Annotated in this window: 21 protein-coding genes, 1 rRNA gene and 1 pseudogene; 2 read left to right on the top strand and 21 right to left on the bottom strand. The window is 50.8% G+C overall.

Annotated elements, in window-relative coordinates:
• From J3L11_RS10160 to J3L11_RS10150, 3 genes are all read right to left on the bottom strand, one after another.
• Positions 1-118, bottom strand: a 16S ribosomal RNA gene (locus J3L11_RS10160); the annotation flags it as partial.
• 518 nt (positions 119-636) lie between these two features.
• Positions 637-3,360, bottom strand: coding sequence for a preprotein translocase subunit SecA (gene secA / locus J3L11_RS10155; RefSeq protein ID WP_207570911.1), 2,724 nt, complete (start codon positions 3,358-3,360; stop codon positions 637-639).
• A 57-nt stretch (positions 3,361-3,417) separates the two neighbouring features.
• Positions 3,418-4,317, bottom strand: coding sequence for a M23 family metallopeptidase (locus J3L11_RS10150; RefSeq protein ID WP_133040146.1), 900 nt, complete (start codon positions 4,315-4,317; stop codon positions 3,418-3,420).
• A 28-nt stretch (positions 4,318-4,345) separates the two neighbouring features.
• Between J3L11_RS10150 and J3L11_RS10145 the strand changes: the two genes are divergently transcribed.
• Complete coding sequence (locus J3L11_RS10145) at positions 4,346-4,801, top strand: DciA family protein (protein ID WP_133040145.1); 456 nt, start codon at positions 4,346-4,348, stop codon at positions 4,799-4,801.
• Position 4,802: 1 nt separating this feature from the next.
• Here J3L11_RS10145 and lpxC read toward each other — a convergent pair whose 3' ends face one another.
• From lpxC to mraZ, 15 genes and pseudogenes are all read right to left on the bottom strand, one after another.
• Complete coding sequence (gene lpxC / locus J3L11_RS10140; RefSeq protein WP_207570910.1) at positions 4,803-5,723, bottom strand: UDP-3-O-acyl-N-acetylglucosamine deacetylase; 921 nt, start codon at positions 5,721-5,723, stop codon at positions 4,803-4,805.
• Between the two features lie 176 nt (positions 5,724-5,899).
• Entirely contained in the window at positions 5,900-7,075 is a 1,176-nt protein-coding gene (gene ftsZ, locus J3L11_RS10135) for a cell division protein FtsZ (RefSeq protein ID WP_207570909.1), read from the bottom strand.
• Between the two features lie 34 nt (positions 7,076-7,109).
• Positions 7,110-8,345, bottom strand: coding sequence for a cell division protein FtsA (gene ftsA, locus J3L11_RS10130; RefSeq protein WP_189618169.1), 1,236 nt, complete (start codon positions 8,343-8,345; stop codon positions 7,110-7,112).
• Positions 8,329-9,113: pseudogene (locus tag J3L11_RS10125) on the bottom strand (cell division protein FtsQ/DivIB); the annotation flags it as partial. The gene ftsA and the pseudogene J3L11_RS10125, both read right to left, overlap by 17 nt.
• A gap of 96 nt (positions 9,114-9,209) precedes the next feature.
• Positions 9,210-10,679 (bottom strand): UDP-N-acetylmuramate--L-alanine ligase, encoded by a 1,470-nt coding sequence (gene murC, locus J3L11_RS10120; protein WP_133040140.1) that lies wholly within the window; start codon positions 10,677-10,679, stop codon positions 9,210-9,212.
• Positions 10,676-11,770 (bottom strand): undecaprenyldiphospho-muramoylpentapeptide beta-N-acetylglucosaminyltransferase, encoded by a 1,095-nt coding sequence (murG, locus tag J3L11_RS10115; protein WP_207570913.1) that lies wholly within the window; start codon positions 11,768-11,770, stop codon positions 10,676-10,678. The genes murC and murG overlap by 4 nt, the downstream gene beginning before the upstream one ends.
• 5 nt (positions 11,771-11,775) lie before the next feature.
• Positions 11,776-12,996, bottom strand: a complete 1,221-nt coding sequence (ftsW, locus tag J3L11_RS10110) for a cell division protein FtsW (protein WP_133040139.1) — start codon at positions 12,994-12,996, stop codon at positions 11,776-11,778.
• Positions 12,980-14,305 carry a UDP-N-acetylmuramoyl-L-alanine--D-glutamate ligase gene (gene murD / locus J3L11_RS10105; RefSeq protein ID WP_189618165.1) on the bottom strand — a complete coding sequence of 442 codons (1,326 nt, stop codon included), beginning with the start codon at positions 14,303-14,305 and terminating at the stop codon, positions 12,980-12,982. Before murD ends, ftsW begins: the two co-directional genes overlap by 17 nt.
• A gap of 4 nt (positions 14,306-14,309) precedes the next feature.
• On the bottom strand, positions 14,310-15,392 hold the full coding sequence (mraY, locus tag J3L11_RS10100; protein ID WP_133040137.1) for a phospho-N-acetylmuramoyl-pentapeptide-transferase: 1,083 nt from the start codon (positions 15,390-15,392) through the stop codon (positions 14,310-14,312).
• Complete coding sequence (murF, locus tag J3L11_RS10095) at positions 15,393-16,769, bottom strand: UDP-N-acetylmuramoyl-tripeptide--D-alanyl-D-alanine ligase (protein ID WP_207570908.1); 1,377 nt, start codon at positions 16,767-16,769, stop codon at positions 15,393-15,395.
• Positions 16,766-18,235, bottom strand: a complete 1,470-nt coding sequence (gene murE, locus J3L11_RS10090) for a UDP-N-acetylmuramoyl-L-alanyl-D-glutamate--2,6-diaminopimelate ligase (RefSeq protein WP_207570907.1) — start codon at positions 18,233-18,235, stop codon at positions 16,766-16,768. The genes murF and murE overlap by 4 nt, the downstream gene beginning before the upstream one ends.
• Positions 18,232-19,968, bottom strand: a complete 1,737-nt coding sequence (locus J3L11_RS10085) for a penicillin-binding transpeptidase domain-containing protein (RefSeq protein WP_207570906.1) — start codon at positions 19,966-19,968, stop codon at positions 18,232-18,234. The genes murE and J3L11_RS10085 overlap by 4 nt, the downstream gene beginning before the upstream one ends.
• Positions 19,965-20,285, bottom strand: a complete 321-nt coding sequence (gene ftsL, locus J3L11_RS10080; protein ID WP_133040133.1) for a cell division protein FtsL — start codon at positions 20,283-20,285, stop codon at positions 19,965-19,967. Before ftsL ends, J3L11_RS10085 begins: the two co-directional genes overlap by 4 nt.
• A gap of 1 nt (position 20,286) precedes the next feature.
• Positions 20,287-21,228, bottom strand: a complete 942-nt coding sequence (gene rsmH, locus J3L11_RS10075) for a 16S rRNA (cytosine(1402)-N(4))-methyltransferase RsmH (RefSeq protein ID WP_207570905.1) — start codon at positions 21,226-21,228, stop codon at positions 20,287-20,289.
• A gap of 28 nt (positions 21,229-21,256) precedes the next feature.
• A complete protein-coding gene (gene mraZ / locus J3L11_RS10070) occupies positions 21,257-21,715 on the bottom strand; it encodes a division/cell wall cluster transcriptional repressor MraZ (protein WP_207570904.1) in 459 nt (152 codons plus the stop codon).
• Positions 21,716-22,154: 439 nt separating this feature from the next.
• On the opposite strand from mraZ, the gene J3L11_RS10065 reads away from it, so the two are divergent.
• A complete protein-coding gene (locus J3L11_RS10065; RefSeq protein ID WP_189618160.1) occupies positions 22,155-22,448 on the top strand; it encodes a hypothetical protein in 294 nt (97 codons plus the stop codon).
• A gap of 57 nt (positions 22,449-22,505) precedes the next feature.
• On the opposite strand, the gene J3L11_RS10060 is transcribed toward J3L11_RS10065, so the two are convergent.
• The 3 genes from J3L11_RS10060 to leuC all read right to left on the bottom strand — a co-directional run bounded on the left by J3L11_RS10060 (position 22,506) and on the right by leuC (position 26,406).
• Positions 22,506-23,858 (bottom strand): outer membrane protein transport protein, encoded by a 1,353-nt coding sequence (locus tag J3L11_RS10060; protein ID WP_207570903.1) that lies wholly within the window; start codon positions 23,856-23,858, stop codon positions 22,506-22,508.
• A gap of 531 nt (positions 23,859-24,389) precedes the next feature.
• Complete coding sequence (gene leuD / locus J3L11_RS10055) at positions 24,390-24,995, bottom strand: 3-isopropylmalate dehydratase small subunit (RefSeq protein WP_133040127.1); 606 nt, start codon at positions 24,993-24,995, stop codon at positions 24,390-24,392.
• Position 24,996: 1 nt separating this feature from the next.
• Positions 24,997-26,406, bottom strand: coding sequence for a 3-isopropylmalate dehydratase large subunit (leuC, locus tag J3L11_RS10050; protein WP_207570902.1), 1,410 nt, complete (start codon positions 26,404-26,406; stop codon positions 24,997-24,999).
• Between the last annotated feature and the right edge of the window lies 1 nt (position 26,407).

Here is a 26,407-nt window from a genome sequence, read left to right as displayed (position 1 = left end):
ACTCACCCGTCCGCCGCTCGCCGGCAGAGTAGCAAGCTACTCCCCGCTGCCGCTCGACTTGCATGTGTTAGGCCTGCCGCCAGCGTTCAATCTGAGCCATGATCAAACTCTTCAATTAAAAGTTTTTGACTCTAATGAATGACTGTTCTATTCGAACACTCTTCAGTGAGTTTTAAATCGTTTTCCGATTTCATTCACTGCGAGTGCCCACACAGATTGCTTGATATTTTGTTAAAGAGCGTACCCTTGAACACTGCTTCAAAGGCGCCGACTTCATCGGCTCAGGGCTGCGTATTCTACACACCCGAATTTTAGCGTCAAGCCATTTTTTCAGTTCGTTGTCGCAATTATTTAATTGCTGTGCAGCGGTTGAAATTTAAGGCTTTTAGCCGTTATCTCAGCATCAACAATGCAGCGACTACGCTACCAAGTTGCCGTACAACGAGGGCGCATTATAGGGAGCTAAACAGATAGCGCAAGCGCTTTTTTAAGGGGAAATTGATCTTTTTTGATCTTCACTGATTAGCCACATTAAGCGCACTGCATATCCCCAGAGTTATCCACAGTTCTGCATTAAGCGCAAAAAAAGAGGTAGCTGAATCGCTACCTCTTTCTTAATAATGCTGCTCTCTTTATTTAAGACAGCTTACCATGGCAGTGCTTGTATTTTTTACCTGAACCACAAGGGCAGAGATCGTTGCGGCCAACTTTGTCACCCTGCCGCATAACCGGCACTTGTGGCAGATCTGCTGGCGGCTGGTCATCCGCGGTGAGCGCTTCTGATTGCGCATGCTGGTATTCATGGCGAATACGCGCTTGCTCCTCACGGCGCCGAGCTTCCATCTCATCGACATCTTCCTGTGCCTGTACCTGTACTTTGGACAAAATACTGATCACGTCGTGTTTCAGTTGCTCCAACATCTGCTGGAACAGTTCGAAGGACTCTCGCTTATATTCCTGTTTGGGATTCTTTTGTGCATAACCGCGCAGATGGATCCCCTGTCGCAGATAATCCATGGCAGACAGATGCTCTTTCCAGAGACCGTCTAGGGTCTGCAGCATGACGGCTTTTTCGAACTGCCGCAACACCGCCGGGCCGACCATCTGCTCTTTAGCATCATAGGCTTCTTGCCATTTTTCGACGATACGCTCACGCAAGGTCTCTTCGTGCAAATCATCTTCCTGATCGAGCCACTGCTGTACTGGCAGCTTCAGTGCAAATTCCTGTTCTAGACGCTGCTCTAGTCCAGCGACATCCCACAGTTCTTCAACAGATTGTGGTGGAATGTACTGATCGATCACGCCATTCACCACATCAGCACGAATCGCTTCAATGGAATCTTTGATGCTTTCAGCATCCATCAGAGCATTGCGCTGTGCGTACACTACTTGGCGCTGATCGTTGGCCACATCATCGTATTCCAGCAGTTGTTTACGAATATCGAAGTTACGGGCTTCAACTTTACGTTGAGCATTTTCAATGGCGCGCGATACCCAAGGATGTTCGATGGCTTCGCCCTCTTCCATCCCGAGTTTTTTCATCATGCCGGCCATACGGTCAGAAGCGAAGATACGCATCAGCGTGTCTTCCAGTGACAAATAGAAACGGGATGAACCTGGATCCCCCTGACGACCAGAACGACCACGCAACTGATTGTCGATACGGCGGGACTCGTGACGCTCAGTACCCAGAATATGCAGACCACCAGCAGCCACTACTTCATCATGACGCACCTGCCAGTCAGCACGGATCTGGGCAATTTGCGCTTCTGTCGGTGCTTCGAGTGCTTCGACTTCTGCCTTCCAATTACCACCGAGGACAATGTCGGTACCACGACCAGCCATATTGGTGGCAACCGTAACGGTGCCGGAACGCCCCGCTTGTGCAACAATCTCTGCCTCATGCTCATGGAATTTAGCATTCAGTACCTGATGCGGAATTTTTTCCTGTTTCAGCAAATGAGATAACAACTCGGATTGTTCAATGGATACTGTGCCCACCAGCACTGGCTGACCACGCTCACGGCAGCCTTTGATATCATTGATAATCGCAGTGTATTTCTCGCGGGCGGTCAGGTATACCAGATCGGCCATATCGTTACGGATCATCGGGCGGTTAGTTGGCACCACTACTGTATCCAGACCGTAAATATGCTGGAATTCAAATGCCTCGGTGTCGGCCGTACCGGTCATCCCCGCCAATTTCTCATAGATACGGAAATAGTTCTGGAAGGTGATAGACGCCAGCGTCTGGTTTTCATTCTGGATCTTGGCACCCTCTTTGGCTTCTACAGCCTGGTGCAAACCTTCAGACCAGCGTCGTCCCGGCATGGTACGTCCGGTATGTTCATCAACGATGATCACTTCACCATCCTGCACCACATAATCAACATCTTTTTCAAACAGATTGTGTGCCCGCAACGCGGCGTGTACATGGTGCAATAGCGAAATATTGGCCGCCGAATAGAGTGAATCGCCTTCGTCCAGCAACCCAGTCTTAATCAACAACTGCTCAATTTTTTCCTGACCACGTTCGGTCAGGTTCACCTGCTTGGCTTTTTCATCCACCGAGAAATCGCCAGTGCCGGTATATTCTTCCGAGTCTTCTTTGTCCTGCTTGACCAGATTTGGGATCAACTTATCGACTTTGACATATAACTCGGAACTGTCTTCCGCCGCACCAGAGATGATCAATGGCGTACGTGCTTCATCGATAAGAATGGAGTCCACTTCATCAATCAAGGCGTAATGCAAGGGACGCTGTACACGTTCCTGCGGTGAAAACGCCATGTTATCGCGCAGATAGTCGAAGCCGAATTCGTTGTTGGTACCATAGGTAATGTCGGCATTATACGCCGCCACTTTATCCTGGTGTCCCATCCCGGCAACGTTGACCCCAACGGTCATCCCTAAGAATTCAAATAATGGCCGGTTAGTCTCGGCGTCACGACGGGCAAGATAGTCGTTCACGGTGATGACGTGTACACCTTTGCCGGTAAGGGCATTGAGATAAGCTGGCAAGGTTGCGGTCAGCGTTTTACCTTCACCAGTGCGCATTTCGGCGATACGGTTACTGTCGAGTACCAGACCACCAAGCAGCTGCACATCGAAATGACGCATCTCAAATATACGTTTGGAGGCTTCACGCACAGTGGCAAAGGCTTCTGGGGTTATCTGCTCAAGCGACTCGCCATTGGCAAGACGTTCGCGGAATTCTGCGGTTTTGGCCTTCAGTTGCTCATCACTGAGCTTTTCATATTCCGTTTCAAGCGCATTGATTTTTGTAACGATTTTGCCAAGCGCTTTGAGGGTACGTTGGTTACGGCTACCAAATATCTTTGTCAGTAATTTACCTAACATCTGAATCACTTTTTAGTTGTAGGCCAGCGCTCAACTGAGTCTGGCGGCCAATTCCGATTAACCTGCGTGACGATACACAAATTTTTGTGGATCAATCTGTTGACCATTACGCAGTACTTCGTAATGTACATGGGGTCCGGTAGAACGCCCTGTACTTCCCATTACGGCGATTTTCTCGCCTTTGGCAACCACATCACCTACAGTTACTGACAAAGCTTCGTTATGGCCATAACGGGTACGGTATCCGTTACCGTGATCAATCTCCACCAGATTGCCATAACCAAACATTTTTCCGGCCCATGTCACCACGCCAGCAGCAGTGGCAACAACATCCGTTCCTTCTGTACCAGCAAAATCAATACCTTTGTGCATTGCCCGCTGGCCAGTAAAAGGATCATTGCGTAAACCGTAGGGCGAGGATAACCAGCCTTTATCGACTGGACGCCCTGATATATAACGCTCCTCACTTATATTGAGGTTAGAAGCCACTGTTTCAAGGAGTGACAACGTCGCGTTATTTTTATCAATTCCTGAGGCCAACCGATCCATATCAGCGATCAATTGGTCTAATTCTATCGTGGAGCCGATTTCGCTCCCGCCACCGACACCGACTTCGGCATCGAAATCAAATTGGTCGTCAAGCTGGTAATTCTGCGCCAATTGCTGCCCCAAAGCTTCGAGCCGGGTCAGTTTTGCCTGCATACGTGCGACATGGGCGACAAGGGTTGCCAACTGGGATTCAGTGGCTTGTTTGAGTTGCTTGACTTGTTTTTGTTGCTGTTCGCGGGCTAGCCGCTCTTGATCAACATTGGCTTGCTGGGATTCGAATCGCTGATGATTGTATTGATAGAGTCCAGCGCCCGCCGCAAGCAGCAGCATAGGCAGCAGCAGCCAGTATTTCCCCGGCTGCCAGCGCGTCACGCCATTTCGACCCTGAATAAAAACTGTTACACTCATAGCCTCAATAAGCCATCTTATTATCATAATGAAAAAGCTCCCCCAAGACCTCAGTCAATTGGTGCACCAGTCAGGCTCATTGCCGAGTCTGGCCGAGAGAGCAGAGCTTTTGTTATATCTGGACAAATACGTCAAACAGCTACTGACAGGTCCAGTTAGCGCACAGCTAACAGTTGCCAATTTGCGCCAGAATGTGCTGGTGCTTGAAACACCAACATCGGCCTGGGCTGCCAGAATCAACTTTCAAAAAGCGAAACTGTTACAACAGCTCCAGTCAGAGGCGCTCCCAATGCTTACCGCTATTGAGGTGAAAGTCAACCCGGCACTTGCGTCTGTCGATACAAAACCCAAGGTGACTCACAGGGCATTGAGCGAAACCGCAGCGGCTCACATCAATGCACTAGCCGAACATACCGAAGGTACGCTGGGCCAGAAATTAAAACGGCTGGCTGCACTGGCCAGCCGTCAAGGCTCGAAAGACTGAGTTACGCCATCACCACGCCGGTCGGCATATTGAAACTGACCGGAGCATCGGCTTCTTTATCAAAGCTCACCACTTCCCAAGCTTCTTGGTTGGAGAGCAGTGCACGCACCAGACGGTTATTCAGTGCGTGCCCGGTTTTAAATGCGCGGAATTCACCAACAATTGCATGACCCGCTACATACAGATCACCAAATGCATCGAGAATCTTGTGCTTAACAAATTCATCCTCATAACGCAGGCCATCGGGGTTGAGGACTCGGTATTCATCAAGCACCACGGCATTTTCCATACTCGCGCCAAGGCCAAGATTGTTGGCCCGCAGATATTCCACATCACGCATAAACCCGAAAGTTCTGGCGCGGCTGATATCTTTGATAAACGCGGAGGAGGAAAAATCCATCACCATGTGTTGTTGGCTACGAGCGATTTCGGGATGAGCAAAGTCGATTTCAAAATCCACCTTGAAGCCTTTATAAGGCCGCAATTCTGCCCATTTATCGCCGTCTTCCACGCGTACAGTCTGCTTGATTCTAAGATATTTCTTAGCCACTGACTGCTGTTTTATCCCGGCACTCTGCAACAGGAACACGAAGGGGCTGGCACTGCCATCCATCACCGGGATTTCCGGGGCATTCACTTCGATCACAGCATTATCAATTCCCAGACCGGCCAAAGCAGCAAACAGATGTTCAATTGTTGCAATACGCACACCTTCGTCATTCACCAGTGCGGTACACATGGTGGTTTCACGCACCATTTCCGCCTTTGCTGGAATGGTGACATTAGGCTGCAGATCCGTGCGCACAAGCTGGATACCGGTATTCACCGGTGCGGGTCTCAGGGTTAAAGTCACCTTCTTGCCGGAATGTAATCCGACACCGGTTGCTTTCACCGTATTTTCAAGAGTTCTTTGAAAAATCATTTAGTTACCCGTAACCATTGCAACAATAAACGTCAAAATTCTACCACTAACAACCGGACCAAGCTCGCGGCTGGTCGGATATCCTAGCATAATCAAGCCATTTCACAAAAAAAATCCTGTCACTGCAATCATCATCCGCATTGACCAATGATTAATCAGATCCAGTTCACAAACCGTCAGTCAGCCTGTTTACGTAAAAATGCCGGAATATCCAGATAATCCAGTTCATTCTTATGGCTAGGGGCTGGTTGTGGTGCCGGTACGACATTGCTCTTTGGTGCTGGCGCTGTAACCGCTTCTTCAGGCTGCACATAAGCTTCGACACGCGGTTCAGCTACAGGTTCAGTACGCATGGGTTTGGAAACCAGCTGAATGTCAGGTTTTCTGTCCGCGCCAATACCGGTCGCTACCACTGTTACACGTAACTCATCGCTCATTTCTGGGTCGATAACTGCACCGACAACCACTGTCGCGGTATCAGAAGCGTATGCTTTCACGTGGTTACCCACAGTTTCAAACTCTTCGATACTCATGTCCATACCAGCGGTAATGTTTACCAACACACCTCGAGCACCCGCCAAATCGATATCTTCCAGCAAGGGGCTGGCAACCGCAGCTTCTGCCGCTTCTTCGGCGCGGTCTTCACCACGAGCGACACCTGTGCCCATCATGGCATTACCCATTTCCGACATCACGGTACGCACGTCAGCAAAGTCAACGTTGATCAGACCAGGCCGAGTGATCAGTTCTGCAATCCCCTGTACCGCGCCCAGCAATACGTTGTTAGCCGCCGCAAAGGCATCTAGTAATGAGGTACCACGCCCCAGCACTTTCAGCAGTTTTTCATTAGGGATGGTGATCAATGAATCCACATGTTTGGCCAGCTCGGCAATCCCCTGTTCGGCGTAAGCCATACGCTTTTTACCTTCGAAGGGGAATGGCTTAGTCACCACGGCAACAGTGAGAATACCTTCCTGACGAGCAATTTCAGCCACTACTGGCGCAGCTCCCGTACCGGTACCGCCGCCCATACCTGCGGCGATAAAGATCATATCGGCACCTTTGATGGCGGCGCGGATGCTTTCTTTATCTTCTTCTGCGGCAGCACGACCAACCTCAGGATTAGCCCCGGCACCCAGACCTTTAGTCACATCGCGACCAATCTGAATAGTGGTGCCCGCTGCGGATTTTCGCAGCGCCTGTGCGTCGGTGTTGGTGACCATAAACTCAACACCTTCAATATTATGTTTTACCATGTGCTCGATGGCGTTACCGCCACCACCGCCCACGCCGATGACTTTGAGCACTGCATCGCTCAACGCATCATTTTGAGTATCCATGATCTCAAACATGACCTTATTCTCCATCTACCTGCGTTAATGCGAGTTAAAACTCGCCTTTAAACCAACTCTGGACCCGATTCCATAAGCTGGTTACCCCTGGGCGCTCTGGACGTTCGAACTGTCGTTCGAGCACTCGCCGAGCACCGTAGCGGAGCAGCCCAACCCCAGTGGAGTAAATGGGCTGATCCACATATTCATACAAACCTTTCACCGGCAGTGGTGATGCCACTCGCACCGGCATGCCAAAAGTCGCTTCGGCAATATCCACGGCACCTTCAATCGACGCAGTGCCACCGGTAATCACCACGCCGGCAGCAATCTGATCTTCAAGACCGCTGTCTTTCAGTTGCTTGAACACCAGTTCAAACAATTCTTGGTAGCGTGGTTCCACCACTTCTGCCAGCGTATGCCGTGACATGGTGCGTGATGGTCGCCCGCCGACAGACGGCACCTCAATGCTGTCTTCACGGCTGACGGTAGCGCTACGCGCACTGGCGTACTGCACTTTAATCTGCTCCGCATGTGACAACGGTGTGCGAAAAATTTTGGCAATATCACTGGTCACCTGATTCCCGGCAACCGGGATTACTGCACAATGGCGCAAGGCACCGTTGGTATACACCGTGATATCTGTGGTGCCGCCACCGATATCCAGCAAACACACGCCGAGGTCTTTTTCATCAGCCGTCAATACTGCATCTGCAGAAGCGATACCGGAAAACACCAGATCATCCACTTTCAGACCGCAACGTTCGACGCTCTTGGTGATATTTTTCGCCATATCATTAGCACAGGTCACTATATGTACCTTGGCTTCCATGCGCATCCCTGACATACCGATGGGACTTTTAATCCCCTCCTGTACATCGATGGCGTATTCCTGTGGCAATACATGCAGAATGCGGCGTTCCGTGGGGATCTTTACTGATCTGGCCGTGTGGATCACATTTTCCACATCTTCCGATGTCACTTCTTCATCGTTAATCGACACCATGCCATTTTCATTCTGACAAGCGATATGCTTGCCGGAGATGCTCAGATATACCGACGACACTTGGCAGTCAGCCATCAACTCCGCCTGATCCAGCGCCCGCTGCACACTGCGGACAATCGAATCCAGATCATTGACGCCACCCTTGTCCATACCGCGGGAGGGATGGTTGCCGAGCCCCACTATGCTGATTTCGCCATCCGGCAGCACTTCGCCAATGATCACTGCGACCTTGGAAGTGCCGATATCCAATCCGACGATCAAATTTCTTTCTTGGTTCTTGGTCATCAATCACCGACTCTCTTGTTGTGGCTCTTGCCAGCCCACCGCCAATCCCGTGTCATAACGCAAATCCACTCTGGCGACACTTTTATCCTGTTTTAACAACTCTGGGTACACATTGATAAATCGTTGTACCCGCGACATTCGATCTTCTCGGCCCAGTGCCAGCACTATGCCATTACCCAGTACCGCTTCCCAAGCCAGCCGTGGCGTTAGGCTTAATTTCTCCAGACGAAAACTGTTGATACGCAATAGCTCGTCCAGCTGTTTAAACGCGGTCAGCACTTCGGCACCACGCTTTTCCGGTCCCGACAACCAAGGCAGATTCTCCAGCCCTGGTTTCGCAGGCGCCGCAAATACCTCGCCATGTTCGTTCAGCCAGGCGTCCTGGTTCCAATGTGCGACCGGCACCTGTTCCTGCAGATATACCTTTAGCTTTGCTGGCCAATCACGCCGCACTGATACCCGGTACACCCATGGCAGATTTTCCAATGCCTGCTGCACTTGCGTGACATCGGCACTGAAAAAACTGCGTTTCATCAGATCCTGCAATGCCAGCCGAATATCATTATCGCTGGTGTACTGCCGCTCACCTTTAATGGCAACTGCCTCAATTGGCAGTGCTTGCGCATCGTTCAGTAACAGGTTGAGCTTCCACCCTGCCAACACAAAACTGAGTACCACTAACAGTAAAAAGGCGATACCGCTGCACAGATACCAGTTAACCTGTGCTAACTGCGCTTTACCATCGTGCCATCTCTGCTTCAGTGTCATCGGGCTCTTCCAGCTCAGCGCCACACAAAAGCGGCCATTATATCGGCCTGTTGCTGGCGGTCAAAAACCACCATTCCTGCACGGGCAATAAGCCGCTTACGCAACGCCTTCACTGGTCTCATCTTTTGCAAAACCCAAACAGGTACGCGCCAATTCCCTAGAAATCGCTCCGATATTGCCAGCGCCTTGCGTCAGCAATAAATCACCGTCTTTAACCACGGACTGCAGAATTTCCGGTAGCTGTTCAGGCGTTGCCACATAGATTGGATCGACCTGCCCACGCAAACGGATGCTGCGGCACAACGCCCGGCTATCCACCCCGGCAATCGGGGTTTCTCCAGCCGGATAAACTTCCAACATCAACAAACAATCGACCTGCGATAATACATCCACAAAATCTTCATAAAGGTCGCGAGTACGGGTATAGCGGTGCGGCTGAAACACCATCACTAGCCGCTCATCCGGCCACCCGGCTCGCGCCGCGCGAATGGTCGCGGCAACTTCGCTGGGATGATGCCCATAATCGTCCACCAGCATCACCTTGCCATTAGGAGTTTCGTAATCCCCTAAATGCTGAAAGCGGCGGCCAATTCCCTGAAACTCGGCTAATGCCTTGATAATAGCGTCATCTTCAATATCGTCTTCGGTTGCCACCGATATTGCGGCCAGCGCATTGAGCACATTGTGCCGTCCGGGCAGATTCAACAACAGCGGTAGATCGTCTTTGCCTTTGCGGCGCACGGTAAATCGGCATTGACCACCTTGCTGGCTGAAGTCCAGCGCTTGCACATCCGCCTCAGTGTTAAAACCATAAGTCACCATATGCCGACCAATGCGCGGCAGAATATCGCGGATGGTCGGGTCATCGGTGCACAACACTGCCACACCGTAAAATGGCAGGTTGTGAAGAAAATCCACAAAAGTGCTTTTCAGTTTTTCAAAATCACCGCCATAGGTATCCATATGGTCGGCTTCAATGTTGGTGACCACGGACACCATAGGTTGCAGATGCAAGAATGACGCATCGCTCTCATCCGCTTCTGCAATCAGATAACGGCTATGCCCCAAACGCGCATTGGTACCGGCACTATTTAATAATCCACCGATGACAAAGGTTGGATCGCGGCCTGATTGGGCATAGATGCTGGCAATCAAACTGGTCGTAGTGGTCTTGCCGTGAGTGCCGGCAATGGCCACCCCGTGGCGATAACGCATCAGTTCTGCCAGCATCTCAGCACGGCGCACTATTGGGGTGCGATTGGCTTTAGCCGCCAGTAACTCAGGGTTGTCCTGATGGATAGCACTGGAAACCACCACCACATCGACATTCATCACGGCTTCGGCGCTGTGGCCTATTACCACCCGCGCCCCAAGGGCAGATAAACGGTCAGTCACTGCATTGCGAGCAATATCCGAGCCGCTAATCTGGTAACCTTCATTCAGTAACACTTCAGCGATACCACCCATACCAGCACCGCCAATACCAACGAAATGAATACGTCTCACCCGGCGCATTTCCGGGATGGTGGCTCTCACCTGAGCGTATTTTTCAGCAATAGTTGTCATTTTGATCCTTTATCTGCCAGTGCACTGCACACGGCTGCCACACGGTCAGTGGCATCCAGAACTGCGACAGTCCTGGCCTTACGGCCCATTTGGAGCAATTGTTCTCGGTCGTCTGCCAGCGCCAATAATGCTGCTGACAAGCTCTCTATATTCAGTTGTGACTGCGGTATCAATTTAGCGGCACCGGCATTCACCAGCACCTGCGCATTGCGGGTCTGATGATCGTCCACCGCATGTGGCAATGGCACAAAAATCGCTGGCAGCCCCACAGTTGCCAACTCTGATACTGTCAGTGCCCCTGCCCGGCAAATCACTAAATCCGCCCACCGATAGGCGGCTTCCATGTCATCAATAAAATCGGCAACCTTGACGCGGTCATCCTGCCCGCAGTGTTTATACTGTGCCTGCACTGTGGCCTGATTGCCTTTCCCCGCCTGATGCCAAACCGTGACTGACAATGACTGACTGACCTTTGCCACGGTTTCTGGTAGTAGTTCGTTGAACACTTTAGCGCCCAAACTACCGCCCACAACCAGCACTTTTACCGCTTCAGAGCTCACGGTTTTGGGACTCGCCCCCAATGCAATGAGCTCGGCACGGATCGGATTACCCACCACCTGAGCGCTAACCTGAGTGAAGGTGTTGTCAAAGGCACACAACACTTGGGTCGCAATTTTTGATAATAATTTGTTGGTCAGCCCCGGTACCGCATTTTGTTCATGCAATACCAGCGGAATACCTGCCAACTTAGCGGCCACACCACCCGGACCGCTGGCATAACCGCCCATGCCTAACACCACGTCTGGTTTAAATTCCCGGATAACCTTTAACGCCTGCATAATCGAACGCAGCACTTTAAACGGTGCCGCCAACTTACGCAAAATACCGTTACCGCGAACGCCTTTAATATCGATAAAGTCGATATCAAAACCATGTTGCGGTACTAATCTGGCTTCCATACGTTCAGCGGTCCCCAACCAGCGGATCTGCCAGCCTTGCAGCGCCAGACGTCGGGCTACAGCCAGCGCCGGGAATACGTGACCGCCGGTCCCGCCGGCCATCACCAATAAGCGCTTGCTTCCAGCCGTCACAGCCATTATTTCATTCTCCCCTGTACTGCCTGGATCAGACTCAAGCGGCGCTCATAATCAATACGCAGCAGCACCATCGCTGCAGCGGTCATTACCCACAGGCTACTGCCACCGTAGCTGATAAAGGGCAATGTCAGCCCTTTGGTGGGTAACATACCGATACTGGCGCCAACATTCACCACGGTCTGAAAACAGATCCAGATGCCAATGGCGTACGCCAGATATCCTTCAAACGGCCGTTCCATCGCCAGACATTGATGCCCCAAACGCAACGCCCGTAACGATACAAATAGCAGTACCGCTAGTACCGCGATAATGCCGACAAATCCTAACTCTTCACCGATAATGGCGAAGATAAAATCGGTATGGGCTTCTGGCAGGTATTCCAGTTTCTGGATACTGTTACCTAGCCCTTGTCCCAACCAGTCACCGCGACCATAGGCCATCAGTGACTGTGTTAATTGATAGCCGCTGCCGAACGGGTCTTGCCAGGGATCCAGAAACGATGTCACCCGTCGCATACGGTAAGGCTCTAGCAATACCAACAGTACAAATGCCATCGTGCCTGCGAGGATCAACGCAAAAAAGTCCAGCAAGCGTGCGCCCGCCAGAAACAGTAATCCTACGGTCACAACAAACAGCACCACCACAGTTCCCAAGTCTGGCTGCATCAGGATCAGCACCGCATATACGGCAAACACGGCGATCGGCTTGTAAAAGCCTTTAGCATTTTCCCGTACTTCTTGATGCCGCCGCACCAAATAACCCGCCATATAGACCGAGAAAGCAAACTTAGCCACTTCGGCCACTTGGATACGAATTGGCCCAAGTGACAACCAGCGAGTGGCACCATTAACTGAAGTGCCCACCAACAGCACCGCCACCAACATCAGCCCGACCACCAGCAACATCAGCGGGCTTAACTGCTGCCAGCGTTGCATATCTACCTGCAACACTACGGCGGCAATCACTACACAACCCGCCAGATAACCGGCATGCCGTTCCACAAAATAAAACGGGTTACCGGTAAGACTCTGGGCTTCTGGCATGGAAGCCGACATCACCATCACAAAGCCAAAGCCGATTAACGACAATACAGCGAACAGCAGTTTGCGGTCATACAACTGCATGCCCGGTGCACTGCGATCAGCAAACCAGCCCGACCATGGCCATTTGATGCCACCGCCAAACAGATTTAGCTGACGTTCGTCAGTCTTGCTGTTCATCCAGCGCCTCCACTAAGTGGCGGAAATCGTCACCTCGGGCCATAAAGTTGCTGTACATATCCAAGCTGGCACATGCCGGAGATAACAACACGATGTCGCCGGAGTTAGCCAGTTCATGGGCTTTAGCAACTGCCTCAGCCATGGTTTTAACTTTGATTGCCCCTTCTTTCTGCGCCGCAATTTTGTCGCCATCGCGCCCTAAGGTGATCAGCTTGCTAACACCTTTTAACGCTGCCTGCATAGTGCTGAAATCAGCCCCTTTGCCATCACCACCCGCAATCAGGATGATGTCGCCAAGATAATCACTAAAGCCCTGCAGCGCCGCTAAGGTGGCGCCTACGTTAGTAGCCTTTGAATCGTTAACCCAAGTCACGCCTTCTTTTACTGCTACCAACTCACAACGGTGAGGCAGGCCTTTAAACTCCTCTGCAACCTTTGCCATAGAAGCTTTATCGACCCCGGCCGCATCTGCCAATGCCATCGCCGCCAGCATATTGGCCTGGTTATGCGTTCCCAGCAGTGCGACATCCATGACATTCATGATTTCACTGCTACCGTGCACTATCTTGCCATCGGTAATTCCCCACTCATCGCCATCCGGATTATCCAACCCAAAGCTGTTGTTATTCATCGGATTCAGCGGTTTAGTCAGTTCATCATCGCGGTTGTAGATGGCTAGACGACTCTGTTCGAACAACCGTAGTTTGGCATGGCGGTATGCTTCCAGATCGCTGTACCTGTCCATATGATCTTCACTGATGTTAAGACAGGTCGCCGCCAGACAGTCGAGGCTATTGGTGGTTTCTAACTGGAAACTGGACAACTCCAGTACATAATGGGTTGCCGGATGTTGTAGTAAATCCAGCGCAGGCACCCCGATATTACCGCCCACCGCCACTTGCAGTCCGGCTTGTTTTAGCATTTCCCCTACCAGGGTCGTAACGGTCGATTTACCATTGGAGCCAGTAATCGCCAAGACGCATGGCGGGCGATCAGCAATAGCACGAGCAAACAGTTCGACATCACCAATGACTTCAATGCCCATATCCAGCGCCACACGGACTTCAGGAGTATCTAGTGGAATACCAGGACTGATAATGATCTGTTTAGCTTGCACTAATGAACGACAATCGAAGCCGCCAAAATGACATTCCAGTTGCGGATATTCAGCTTTGATCTCATCACCACCCGGCGGATTGCGACGGCTGTCCATCACTAATGGCAAAATGCCCTGAGACATCAGATAACGCACCACAGATTTACCTGTGGCACCCAATCCCAGCACGATATGTGAATAACGCCCGTTCATACCCTTACCTCAGCTTGAGGGTCGCCAGACCCAACAGCACCAAGAACAGCGAAATGATCCAAAAACGCACAATCACCCGCGGCTCCGGCCAGCCTTTCAATTCATAATGATGATGGATAGGTGCCATGCGGAAAATTCGCTGACCACGTAATTTGTATGAGCCTACCTGTAAAATTACCGAAACCGTTTCCATCACAAATACGCCACCCATGATCACTAACATGATCTCCTGGCGCACCAACACTGCCATCGCGCCCAGCGCGGCACCGAGCGATAATGAACCGACATCGCCCATAAACACCTGTGCCGGATAGGTGTTAAACCATAGGAAACCAAGGCCTGCACCAACAATGGCAGTGCAGACAATAACCAGTTCACTGGAACCCGGCAGATGTGGGATATTCAAATAGGCAGCAAACTGCGCGTGGCCGGACAAATAAGCCACCAGCGCAAATGCCGCAGCCACCATTACGGTGGGGGTAATTGCCAATCCATCTAGGCCATCGGTCAAGTTGACCGCGTTACTAGACCCAACAATGGTGAAGTAAGTCAGTACAATGAAAAAGATACCGAGTTGTGGCATCACCTCTTTAAAAAAAGGCACGACTAATTGGGTGTCTCCGGGGACAGCCGCCGACACATACAGGTATACACCAACCACTAATGCTGCTACTGACTGCCAGAAATACTTCCAACGCGCCGCTAAGCCTTTTGGGTCCTTACGGATCACTTTGCGGTAATCGTCCATAAAGCCGATAAGCCCGTAGGCCGCCAGCACAAATAACATCACCCACACATAGCGGTTATCTAGGTCGCCCCACAACAACACGCTGATAAAGATGCCCGCGAGGATCAGCAAGCCACCCATCGTTGGCGTACCACGCTTACTGAAATGGGATTCTGGACCGTCGTTACGCACCACCTGACCAATTTGTAACAACTGCAACTTACGGATCAGCCTTGGCCCCCACCACAGCGAAAAGCTCAATGCGGTCAGCAATCCCAGAATTGCCCGGAAGGTCACATAAGAAAACACATTAAACCCTGTATAAAACTGGGTCAGATATTCCGCCAGATAAACCAGCATTTACACTAACTCCCCGCGCCCAAAGGCAACTACAAGGGCTTCCACCACTCGCTCCATACGCGAGCTGCGAGACCCTTTAACCAACACGGTGACTTTCCCTGGTAGCCGGTTGAGATGTTTTATTAATGCGTCCACCAATGAACTAATGGCCTGATAATGCTCCGTGGCAAAAGCCGCACTGGTGTGTTTTGTCAGTTCACCGCAGCAAAACAGCGCATCGATCCCGGCCTTACGGGCACGCTCTCCCAACTCACGGTGTAAAGGCGCAGCATTGTCGCCTAATTCACCTAAATCGCCCAGTACCAAAATGCGATTTCCGTCAATTTCCTTAAGCCAATTTATCGCAGCAGTTACGGAGTTGGGATTGGCGTTATAACTGTCATCCACCAGCGTAATGCGCCCCAATTGCGAAGGTAGCATCCGCCCTTTTACCGGCTGCATTAATGCCAATCCGTTGGCGATGTCAGCCAAATCAAGCCCTAAGCCTAGGCACAGACCGGCAGCGGCCAGTGCATTATGGACCTGGTGCTGGCCCGCCAAGGGTAACATCACCGGCTGAACCTGAGCTTGCCAGTGCAGATCAAAACGATAATAGCCATTACCATCATGTTGCAGATTGTCAGCGCGCAGGGGCGCATCGGCAGTCACCGCAAACTCTAGCGACCTATGCCCGGCTGCCGCATCGCGCATCACTTGGGCATAACGATCATCCGCGTTAATCACCGCAACCCCTTGAGGTTGAAGGTGTCGAAAAATTTCTGATTTAGCGGCGGCGACACCGGCCTCTGAACCAAAACCGGCGAGATGGGCACTACCGACATTATTCACCAACGCCACATCCGGCCGCACGATGGCCGAGGTGTAGTCAATTTCCCCTGGGTGATTTGCGCCCAGTTCAAATACCGCAAACTGATGTTGTGGTTGCAATCGCAACGCGGTAAGGGGAACACCGATATCGTTATTAAAATTGCCCGAAGTAGAAAGCACTGATGCCTGCTGCGACAGAATGGTAGCCACCATCTCTTTAACGCTGGTTTTGCCATTGGAACCGGTCAGTGCGACGCAACGCGGATTAACCCGGTCGCGTACCAGTGCACCTAATTGTCCCAACGCTTTATGAGTATCAGGGACCAGAATTTGCGGCAAATCCAGCGGCAGTAGCTTGCTGACTAATAAGGCTCCGGCCCCCGCATCGACAGCGGTCTTTGCATAATCGTGACCATCAAAACGCTCACCTTTGAGAGCAATAAACAAACCGCCTGCGGCGATTTCTCGACTATCTGTGCTGACACTATCGATTTGCACATCAGCAAAGGTCTGAGACAGCAACTGTCCCGCTACTGCGGTGGCAATATCGCCTAACGTTAACGGGATCATTGTTGACCTCCGCTAATTTCGCGAGCCAAAGCTCGCTCATCATAATGATGTTTCACGCCAGCAATTTCCTGATAAGTTTCATGGCCTTTGCCTGCCAGTACAATAAGATCTCCGGCTTTGGCCTGACTGACGACATAGCGGATGGCCTTCACGCGATCCACCTCGGTCAGCGCCTGTTGCGGGTGAGCCAGCCCCGCGACTATGTCATTAATAATCTGTTGTGGCTCTTCGCTACGAATATTGTCACTGGTGATCATCAGCCGATCCGCCAACCGCTCGGCGATTGCGCCCATTTGCGGCCGTTTGCCTTTATCACGATCGCCACCACAGCCAAACACACACCACAACTGGCCCTGACAATGTTCCCGCGCTGCCAGCAGTGCTTTTTCCAGCCCATCTGGGGTGTGGGCGTAATCCACCACCAGCGAAAAGCCTTGAGCTGATGCAAAACATTCCATGCGCCCGGGTACGGGTTGCAGCTGTGGTGCCAATTGCAGCAATGCCTTAAGGGGATAACCGAGGGCATACAAGGCGGTCAGCGCCGCCAACAGATTTGACAGGTTAAACTCGCCCAGCAGCGGGGTTTGCAGTTGACCTTCACCTTCCGGCCAGCGGATACGTGCTTGAATGCCGGCATGATGGTAATCGGCATCGAATGCCAACAGTGTGGCGCGCGGATCGTTTTGCAGACTAAAGCCCAACAGCCGCGTTTTATCCATGCTGTCAAACCAAGAGGAGCCGATGCTATCGTCAAGATTAACTGCGGCTTTTTTTACCGTTGGGAAACGCAATAACCGCTGCTTAGCGGCAGCGTAAGCTTCCATACTCTTGTGAAAATCCAGATGGTCGCGGCTGAGATTGGTGAAAACCGCAACTTCAAATGGCACCGCATCTACCCGCCCTTGCACCAAACCGTGACTGGAAACCTCCATGGCGCACACATTGACGCCGGACTCCCCCATCTGCTTGAACTGCGCCATTAACGTAATGGCATCGGCCGTGGTATTACCGGTGTCATGCAGATGGCCAGGACGGCCATTACCGAGGGTGCCCATTACACCAGCCTGCTGACCGTACAACTCAACCCATTGCGCAATCAGTTGCGTTACCGATGTTTTGCCATTGGTGCCAGTAACCCCCACAATTCGGGGCTTGCCGGGGATCAACCCGTAGTACTGTGCCGCTAATGCTGAGACCTGACGGTTCAGCCTGAAAAACTCAATGACCAACCCATTAGCACTACTGACTTTCCCATGATCTTCCGGGTTATCAGTATGCTTTAACACTGCTGCGGCGCCATTTTTAAACGCCGCACTAATATATTCACGACCGTCGGTTTTAAACCCCGGCACCGCGACAAACAAACCACCACTTACCACTTTACGGCTATCAAGTGTTGGCGCAGCTACCGTTTCACTACCGGCATAATGGAACCATGGGGCGAGCAGATCCTTCAGTAACATCATTCTTTTCTCCCCGGAGTACCCGCCAACTGCACCTGTGCCTTCGCACTCACAGGCTCTACATTTAACATCTGCAGCGCACCTGACATCACCTTACCAAATACCGGGCCGGAAACATCGCCACCATAGTAATGGTCACCCTTGGGCTCATTGACCACCACCACCATCGCCAATCGCGGATTATTTGCGGGGGCAACACCAGCAAACAAAGCCACATAATCATCGCCATAACCACCAGCGACCGCTTTGCGGCTGGTACCGGATTTACCGGCTACGGGATAACCGTCGATATGCGCCTTGGTGCCAGTACCACCGGTTTCTGTTACACCCACCAGCATTTTCAACACTTCTTTGGCTGACGTCTCGGAAAGCACGCGTACACCGTCCGGGGCCTGTTTAAGCTTCAGTACTGAAGCCGGGCGTAAAATGCCGCCACTGCCCAGCGTGGCGTACATGCGCGCTAACTGCAGAGGTGTTACCGTCAAGCCATAGCCAAAGGCTAATGTTGCCCGTTCAAAATCGGACCAGCGGTGACGATCAGGGATAAGTCCGGTACTTTCCCCTGTGAGATTCACACCCGTGTAATTGCCTAGACCTAACGACTGATAAGTCCCCAGCAACTGCTGAATCGGCAGCCCTAGCGCCAATTTGCTGATGCCAACGTTACTGGATTTAATCAATATGGTGGCCAGAGGAATATCACCTAAGTTCTGTCCGTCACGGACCTGGCGTCCACCAATCCGCATCCAACCTGGGGAGGTATCCACTAGGTCACCGGGTTTGACGATGCCAGCCTCCAACGCAGCAGCCATCACGAATGGTTTCACTGTGGAGCCGGGTTCATATGCATCAGTGACCGCCCGGTTACGCATGCGGTAGCTTTCCAGATCGTCACGCGCATTAGGGTTGTAAGATGGGGTGTTGGCCATGGCGAGGATTTCGCCGGTATGGACATCGATCATCACCAGCGAACCTGAGGTGGCCTGATACATTTCGGTTGCCCGTTTCAGTTCACGATAGGCCAACTGTTGAATACGCTGATCGATACTCAACATCAAATCATTTGAACGTTCGCCTTGCTGGATAATGCCAAGGCGTTCGACCACCTGACCATCGCGCGACTGTCGTACCTGTTCTTTGGAGGGGGTTCCTGTCAACCAGTTGTCATAAGTGTTTTCCAACCCCTCGATACCGACATCATCAATATTGGTAATCCCCACCAACTGCGCAGTGATTTCGCCAGTCGGATAGTAACGACGAGACTCTGATTTGAGATAAATCCCCGGTAATTTCAGCTGTTTGATATAATCCGCAACGGCTGGCGTGACTTGGCGCTGGATATAGGTAAAACGTTTATTGGGATTGGATTTTACCCGGTTGACCAGTTCGCTTTCCGGCTGATGTAACACCTCAGCCAGTGCCTGCCAACGGCGCATATCGGCAAAGCCGTTCTCATCATGCACCACTTTGGGATCGGCATAGACCGCTTTCACTGGCACACTGACGGCCAGCATCTCACCATTGCGGTCCGTGATCAGACCACGTTGCACTTCTGAAGAAGTGGTACGCAAGGTACGCATATCACTTTCATGGCGCAGCATCTCCGGCTGCAATACCTGGATGTAAGCCGCCCGTCCCACCAGTGACACAAACATCAGGCATACCGCAACCACCACCGCCTTGAGTCGCCAGTGTATTGGTTGAGGCTTGGAAATCCTTTTTGCCTGCTTTTTCATGGAAGTCTCACTATGACCTCTTCATTGGGTAACGGCCGCACCATATCCAGCTCTTTGGTCGCTATCCGGGTAACCCGGCTGTGCTCTGCCAACGATTGTTCTTCCAACAGCAAATTGCGCCATTCAATATCCAGACGATCCCTCTCTTGCTGCAACTTACTCAATTGGCTAGTCTGGTAACGACTGATGTGGCTGGTATAAACTACCGCCACGGCGTTCCCCAGAACGAAGCACGACATCAGCAGCAACCACTTGTGATGCCAGATATCCAGCATCACAATTCGCGCTAAATTTGGCTGTTGCTTGGACGCTGCCATCTCAATCCTCCAAGCGCTCAGCCAACCGCAGTACCGAACTGCGGGCTCTGGCATTAACGTCCAACTCAGCATCAGATGGCTTAATAGCCTTTCCCAGCGTTTTTAACTTGCGCCCCTGTTGCAACTGCGCCTCGGTTATCGGCAAGCCATAAGGCACCTCTTCCGCCTGGCTGTAGCGCCGCATAAAACGTTTAACTAAACGATCTTCTAGCGAGTGAAAGCTGATAATAGAGAGACGCCCGGCCGGCGCCAACACGGTTAGGGCACCATCCAGTGCCTGCTGGATCTGTTCCAGTTCGCTATTGATATAAATCCTAATCGCCTGGAATACCCGGGTTGCCGGGTGTTTATTACGTTCCCGATGTTTGGTAATACGCTCAATAAGAGCAGCGAGATCTTTAGTCCGCAGAAATGGGGTCGAGTCGCGATCAGCCACGATACAACGGGCAATATGACGGGCATTTTTCTCTTCACCATAGGTTTTGAATACCCAAGCCATATCTTCCACATCGGCGCGAGCCAACCACTCAGCGGCGGTTTGCCCTTTGCTGTTATCCATGCGCATATCCAACGGACCATCACGCAAAAAACTAAAACCACGATCTGCGTCGTCTAGTTGTGGCGATGATACGCCTAGATCAAGTAATACCCCGTCAATCTTGCCAGTCAGCCCCAGTTCTTCGATATAACGGGCCAACTCACCAAAACCACCATGGATAATTGAAAAACGGGGATCTTCTGCCAATGTTTGCGCCGCAGCAATCGCTTGTGGATCGCGATCAATGGCAATCAAACGGCCATTACTGCCCAGACGAGCCAGGATCTGCCGCGAATGACCGCCACGGCCGAATGTACCATCGACATAAATGCCATCAGGGCGGATATTTAAACCGTCGATTGCCTCCTGCAGCAAAACCGACTGGTGTGCGTAATTCTGACTCATCAATCTCTTCTTTAGTTATGCCGCTGCTTCAGAGTGAAAAATCCGCCAACCGCTCACTGGCTTCCAGTCCATCGTTTCGAATCATCTCCAGACTATCGGCCAACTGTTGCTGCCAAGTCTGTTCATCCCACAGTTCAAATTTATTTAACTGTCCGACCAACATCGTCTTTTTGTCGAGCGATGCATATTGGCGCAGCGGTGGTGTCAGTAAAATACGGCCGTTGCTATCCAGTTCACAATCTTGGGCATACCCCAATAACAAACGTTTCATTGCCCGCTCCTGTGGTTGAATATCAGAAAGTTTCAATAACTTTTCTAACACTTTTGCCCATTCCAGCGCGGGGTAGATCAACAGGCATGGAGACTGAATATCCACGGTAACCACTAGCTTTCCCGGTTCTTGGGCGCGCAGCTCTTCACGGTATCGCGTTGGCATGGCGATCCGTCCTTTGGCATCTAAATTCAGCGCACTGGCCCCAGAAAACAAGTTCAGTCCCTCACAGATCCTTTTTGATCCACTATTATCCACAAATTCCCACAAATGCTAAGTGTAGGGATAGTCAATAAAGCTTGTCAAGGGATGGGATCCCGTTTAAAGCCAGTCTCCAAGCGGGTTAGCAGCGAGTTATTTGCAGATTGGGATCCAGTTAATAAAGTGGATTTTTGTGGATGAAGACAACTATTTCTTGCTTATTAACGTGATAGAACGAATTAGGAATAGCAGGCACAGGCAATAATAGTGGGGAAGCCATATCAATAAGTGGTTATCGACAAGCTTTTCGCCACCACGGTACAACAACAGGAATTATTGGGAATTGTGCAAAAAACATGCAAAAAAAAACTAAAATCAACTCATAGATGGTCGATAAAAAAGTATAGGGATCTTTTAGCCTGATTTTCTCAGGCACCGTCAGTGAGGGATTGGTATGGGATTAGATAGTATCTATGCCATGGTAGCGCAACCTGCCAAGGCTGCCTATGAACCTCAACAAGGGATACAGCAAGTTAATAACGGTTCAGCAGTAGCGGCCTATGATAAGGATAATCCGCAATTCCAGCAGGTTGTTAGCAACGAGCGGCGGGTTCGCCATGAACGTCGTAAAGAACAACGGCCTTTTGCTCGCGAACGACGTAACGCTAGCCGCAGAGAGAGCGACGAAGAGCCAAAAGCCAAGGCAATTGAAGAAGGTAAAGGCACCTACATCGATATCGATGTTTAGTCCTTGTGACAAACAATAAAAAACCCGCTTTCGCGGGCTTTTTATACGCCATAGCTATCAGATCTTGTATGAAACTTGCAAACCTGCCAGCCATACATGTCCGGTTGACTCACCGTTATAAGTCACTTGCGCTAGGTTCAACATATTCATGGTTTCATTGATCGGAGCAGAACCATGAGTGCGCAGATAACTTATCCCTAAGTCAACATTAATGGATTTAGTTGGGGCATAACCCACACCTACACTCACCCAATGGCGATCGCTGTCCGGAATAGTAATAGTACGGTGCTCATCGCTCACAGCTGTCTTATCCAGTGCGACACCAGCACGTAACAACCAAGTGTCATTCAGACGGTACATAGTACCCAAGGCAAAACGCCAGTTATCCTTAAAATGCTCATCTTTTACTAAGTCACTGGAAATATCGCCCAAAGGCTTCTGTTCACCAGGGAAATAGGCGACCAACTGATCGAACACGCTCCAGTCGGTCCAGTTAACGCTTGCCTGCATTGACCAGTTATCTGTCAGCTGATGGAACGAAGACAGTTCGGCAAATGCTGGCAGTTCCAGTGGCAAATAACCTTCCACTTTAGAAGATCCACCGGTATAAATCAGACCACTGGCATGGCCGTCAAGATCCAGATCCACTTTGCTGTGGTAGGACAGCGCGATCCTATGTTCCGGCGTGATCTGCCAGCTAGCGCCAGCCTGCCACCCATACCCATAATCATCGCCTTTCAGATATTTCAGCTCTGTACCTGCAGGAGGCAAAGCAGCAGTGACTGAACTTGGCAGTCCAGGAACCGCACGTACGGCATCAATCCAACCAGGGACCGATGCACCAATTTCACCTTCACCATAGACCAAACGCAAACCACCACCTACAGTGAAATGTTGGTCAATACGGTAGGCAATATTCGGATTAAGTTCTACGGTAGTTACGGAGGTTTTATTACCAAATATCGCCGCTGCGGCGGTAGTGTCTAGCTCGGTAGAGAGACCGTAATTAGAGTTAACAGCCAACCCCCAGGTCCAGCGATCATTTAACTGGCTGGAGTAGTAAAAATTGGGGACCACGGCATTATTGGCTACGTCATTTACATCAGCGTTTAATGTCACCGCCTGCGGCAATAAAGGCGATGCAATAGTCACATTCCCTGGAGTATTTACCGACGGCATGACATAGATGGCACCGACAGACATCTGCCGACCTTCAAGGTAGCTCAACATCGCTGGATTGCGTGCCTGTACGGAAGCATTTTCCGCAGAAGCACCTTCACCCGCAAATGCCCGCCCCAAACCGGTCGCGGAAGATTCTGCTAATTGGAAACCGGCAGCCTGAACTTGAGCCTGCACTGCGATCCCCAAAATCGCTGCTGATATTGCTAAAGCAATTTGTTGTTTCTTCATTGTTATTCTCTCATCTGTTAGTTGAGTATACTTGTTGAAATACTTCTTTTTAGTATGGCGTCGCAGTTTACCGCTACAGAATATCTTTGCAAGCATCACAAAAAAATCAGAGTTTTATACTAATTAAACGGCATTTCAAGAGATTAATTTTTATTAAACACTCGTTTAAAACAACTAAAATTGATCCATATTGTCGAAAATTTTCGCTGGAGTGTGCCAACTCATACTTATTATTAAAAATAATTGTTTTATAAACAAATAGTTACTGTTTTTACCAAAATGCACACGCGTTCGCTATTTTTCATTGCTTAATACAGAACAAATCACTAGCCAATGCTGACATGTCAGTAAATTCCCGCCAATCAAAAAAATAACATACTGAAAAATTTATATTTAATTATATTCAATAAGGGAATAAGGACATAAACAGCTAAGCGAAAAATGATTAGTGGTAGTCCGTCAGATATGATTTGGAACAACTGTTCGCTGAATAAAAAAGAGCCATCAGGCCCTTTTTTACCGCCAAAAATTTCAGCTACGCCAAGCGGGAAGCTTTGCTTCATATGCCGCTATCTGGGCGGCATGTGCCAAAGTTAACCCAATGGCATCGAGACCATTCAACAACTTGTGACGTGCCGATGGGGCAAGGGTAAACGCAAAACGTTTACCACTTGGCGCAATAACTTCCAGGGTTTGTAAATCGACAGTCACCTTGGCACCGACTGCCGCAGTCACTTCAGCAAACAGCTGCTCCACCTGATCAGTGGTCAACTTAACTGGTAACAAGCCATTATTGATTGCATTACCGTAAAAAATATCTGCAAAACTCGGGGCAATGATGGCTCGCAACCCATAATCAGCCAGAGCCCATGGCGCATGCTCACGACTGGAACCGCAACCAAAGTTTTCTCGCGCTAATAAGATAGAAGCCCCTTGGTAACGCGCCTGATTCATCACAAACTCAGGGTTAGCTTGAGTTCCCGCATCATCAAGGTAACGCCAGTCATGAAACAAGTGCACCCCAAAGCCATCTTTAGTGACTTTAGATAAAAACTGTTTCGGAATAATCTGGTCGGTATCGACGTTGGCATTGTCCAGAGGGACTGCAATTCCGGTATGAACAGTAAAAGCCTGCATGTTATTTCTCCTCCGCGCCCTGGCGAATATCAACAAAATGACCCGCAATTGCCGCTGCGGCGGCCATCGCCGGACTTACCAGATGGGTGCGGCTACCGCGGCCCTGACGCCCCTCGAAGTTACGGTTACTAGTAGAAGCACAACGATCGCCGGGAGCGAGGCGATCATCATTCATCGCCAGACACATAGAACAACCAGGCAAGCGCCATTCAAAACCCGCATCGGTGAAAAGCTTGTCCAGCCCTTCGGCTTCGGCCTGAGCTTTCACTTGCCCAGATCCTGGGACTACAATCGCATTTACACCAGCAGCTACCTTACGTCCACGAATTTGCGCTGCCGCACTGCGCAAATCTTCAATGCGTGAATTGGTACAGGAACCGATAAAAACCTTATTTACGGCCACATCGGTCATCAGCGTTCCAGGTTCCAGTCCAATATACTGCAGCGCTTTTTCCATACTGCCACGCACTACAGAGTCAGTTACATCGGCCGGATTTGGCACGGGTTTATCGATAGCCGTCACTTGTCCGGGATTAGTACCCCAGGTCAGTTGCGGGGCGATGTCAGCCGCGTTTATTACCACAGTCGCATCGAATTCAGCATCCGCATCACTGTGCAGCTGTTTCCAGGCAGCCACGGCTTGCTCCCAGGCAGCACCTTTAGGTGCAAATTCTCGGTCTTGCAGATAATCAAAGGTGGTTTGGTCCGGTGCGACCATGCCCGCTTTAGCCCCCATTTCAATCGCCATATTACACAGCGTCATGCGACCTTCCATCGACAACGCCTGAATGGCCTCACCGCAAAATTCCACCACATGACCGGTACCACCATCCATGCCAATTTTGCCGATAATGGCCAGTACAATATCTTTCGCGGTAATGCCGTTCCCCACTTGCCCGCGGACGTCGATTTTCATAGTTTTAGCTTTCAGCTGACGCAGGGTCTGGGTCGCCAGCACATGCTCCACTTCTGACGTACCGATACCAAACGCCAAGGCGCCAAAAGCCCCATGAGTCGCAGTATGTGAATCCCCACAAACGATGACAGTGCCGGGCAAGGTGATCCCCAGCTCCGGCCCTATCACATGCACAATCCCTTGTCTGGGATTGTGAATATCGTATAGGCGCACGCCGAATTCCTGGCAGTTCTGCTGCAAAGTTTCCACCTGAGTGCGCGCCATGGGGCTTAAGGCTTCTAGGCTGGCACTACGAGTCGAGGTGTTGTGATCCATGGTGGCAAAGGTTTTTTCGGGAGCGCGCAGTTGACGTCCCGCCATTTTTAAACCACTAAACGCTTGTGGTGAAGTCACTTCGTGCACCAAATGGCGATCCACATAAATGATTGGCGCTTCGCCCTCAGGTACGGCCACCACATGGGTATCCCACACTTTTTCGTACAATGTTTTGCCCATG

Origin of the sequence: Shewanella sp. 4t3-1-2LB (genome assembly GCF_017368415.1) — a bacterium.
In the GTDB taxonomy this organism is placed as follows: Bacteria; Pseudomonadota; Gammaproteobacteria; order Enterobacterales; family Shewanellaceae; genus Shewanella; species Shewanella fodinae.
This window is presented reverse-complemented; position numbering and strand designations above follow the sequence as displayed.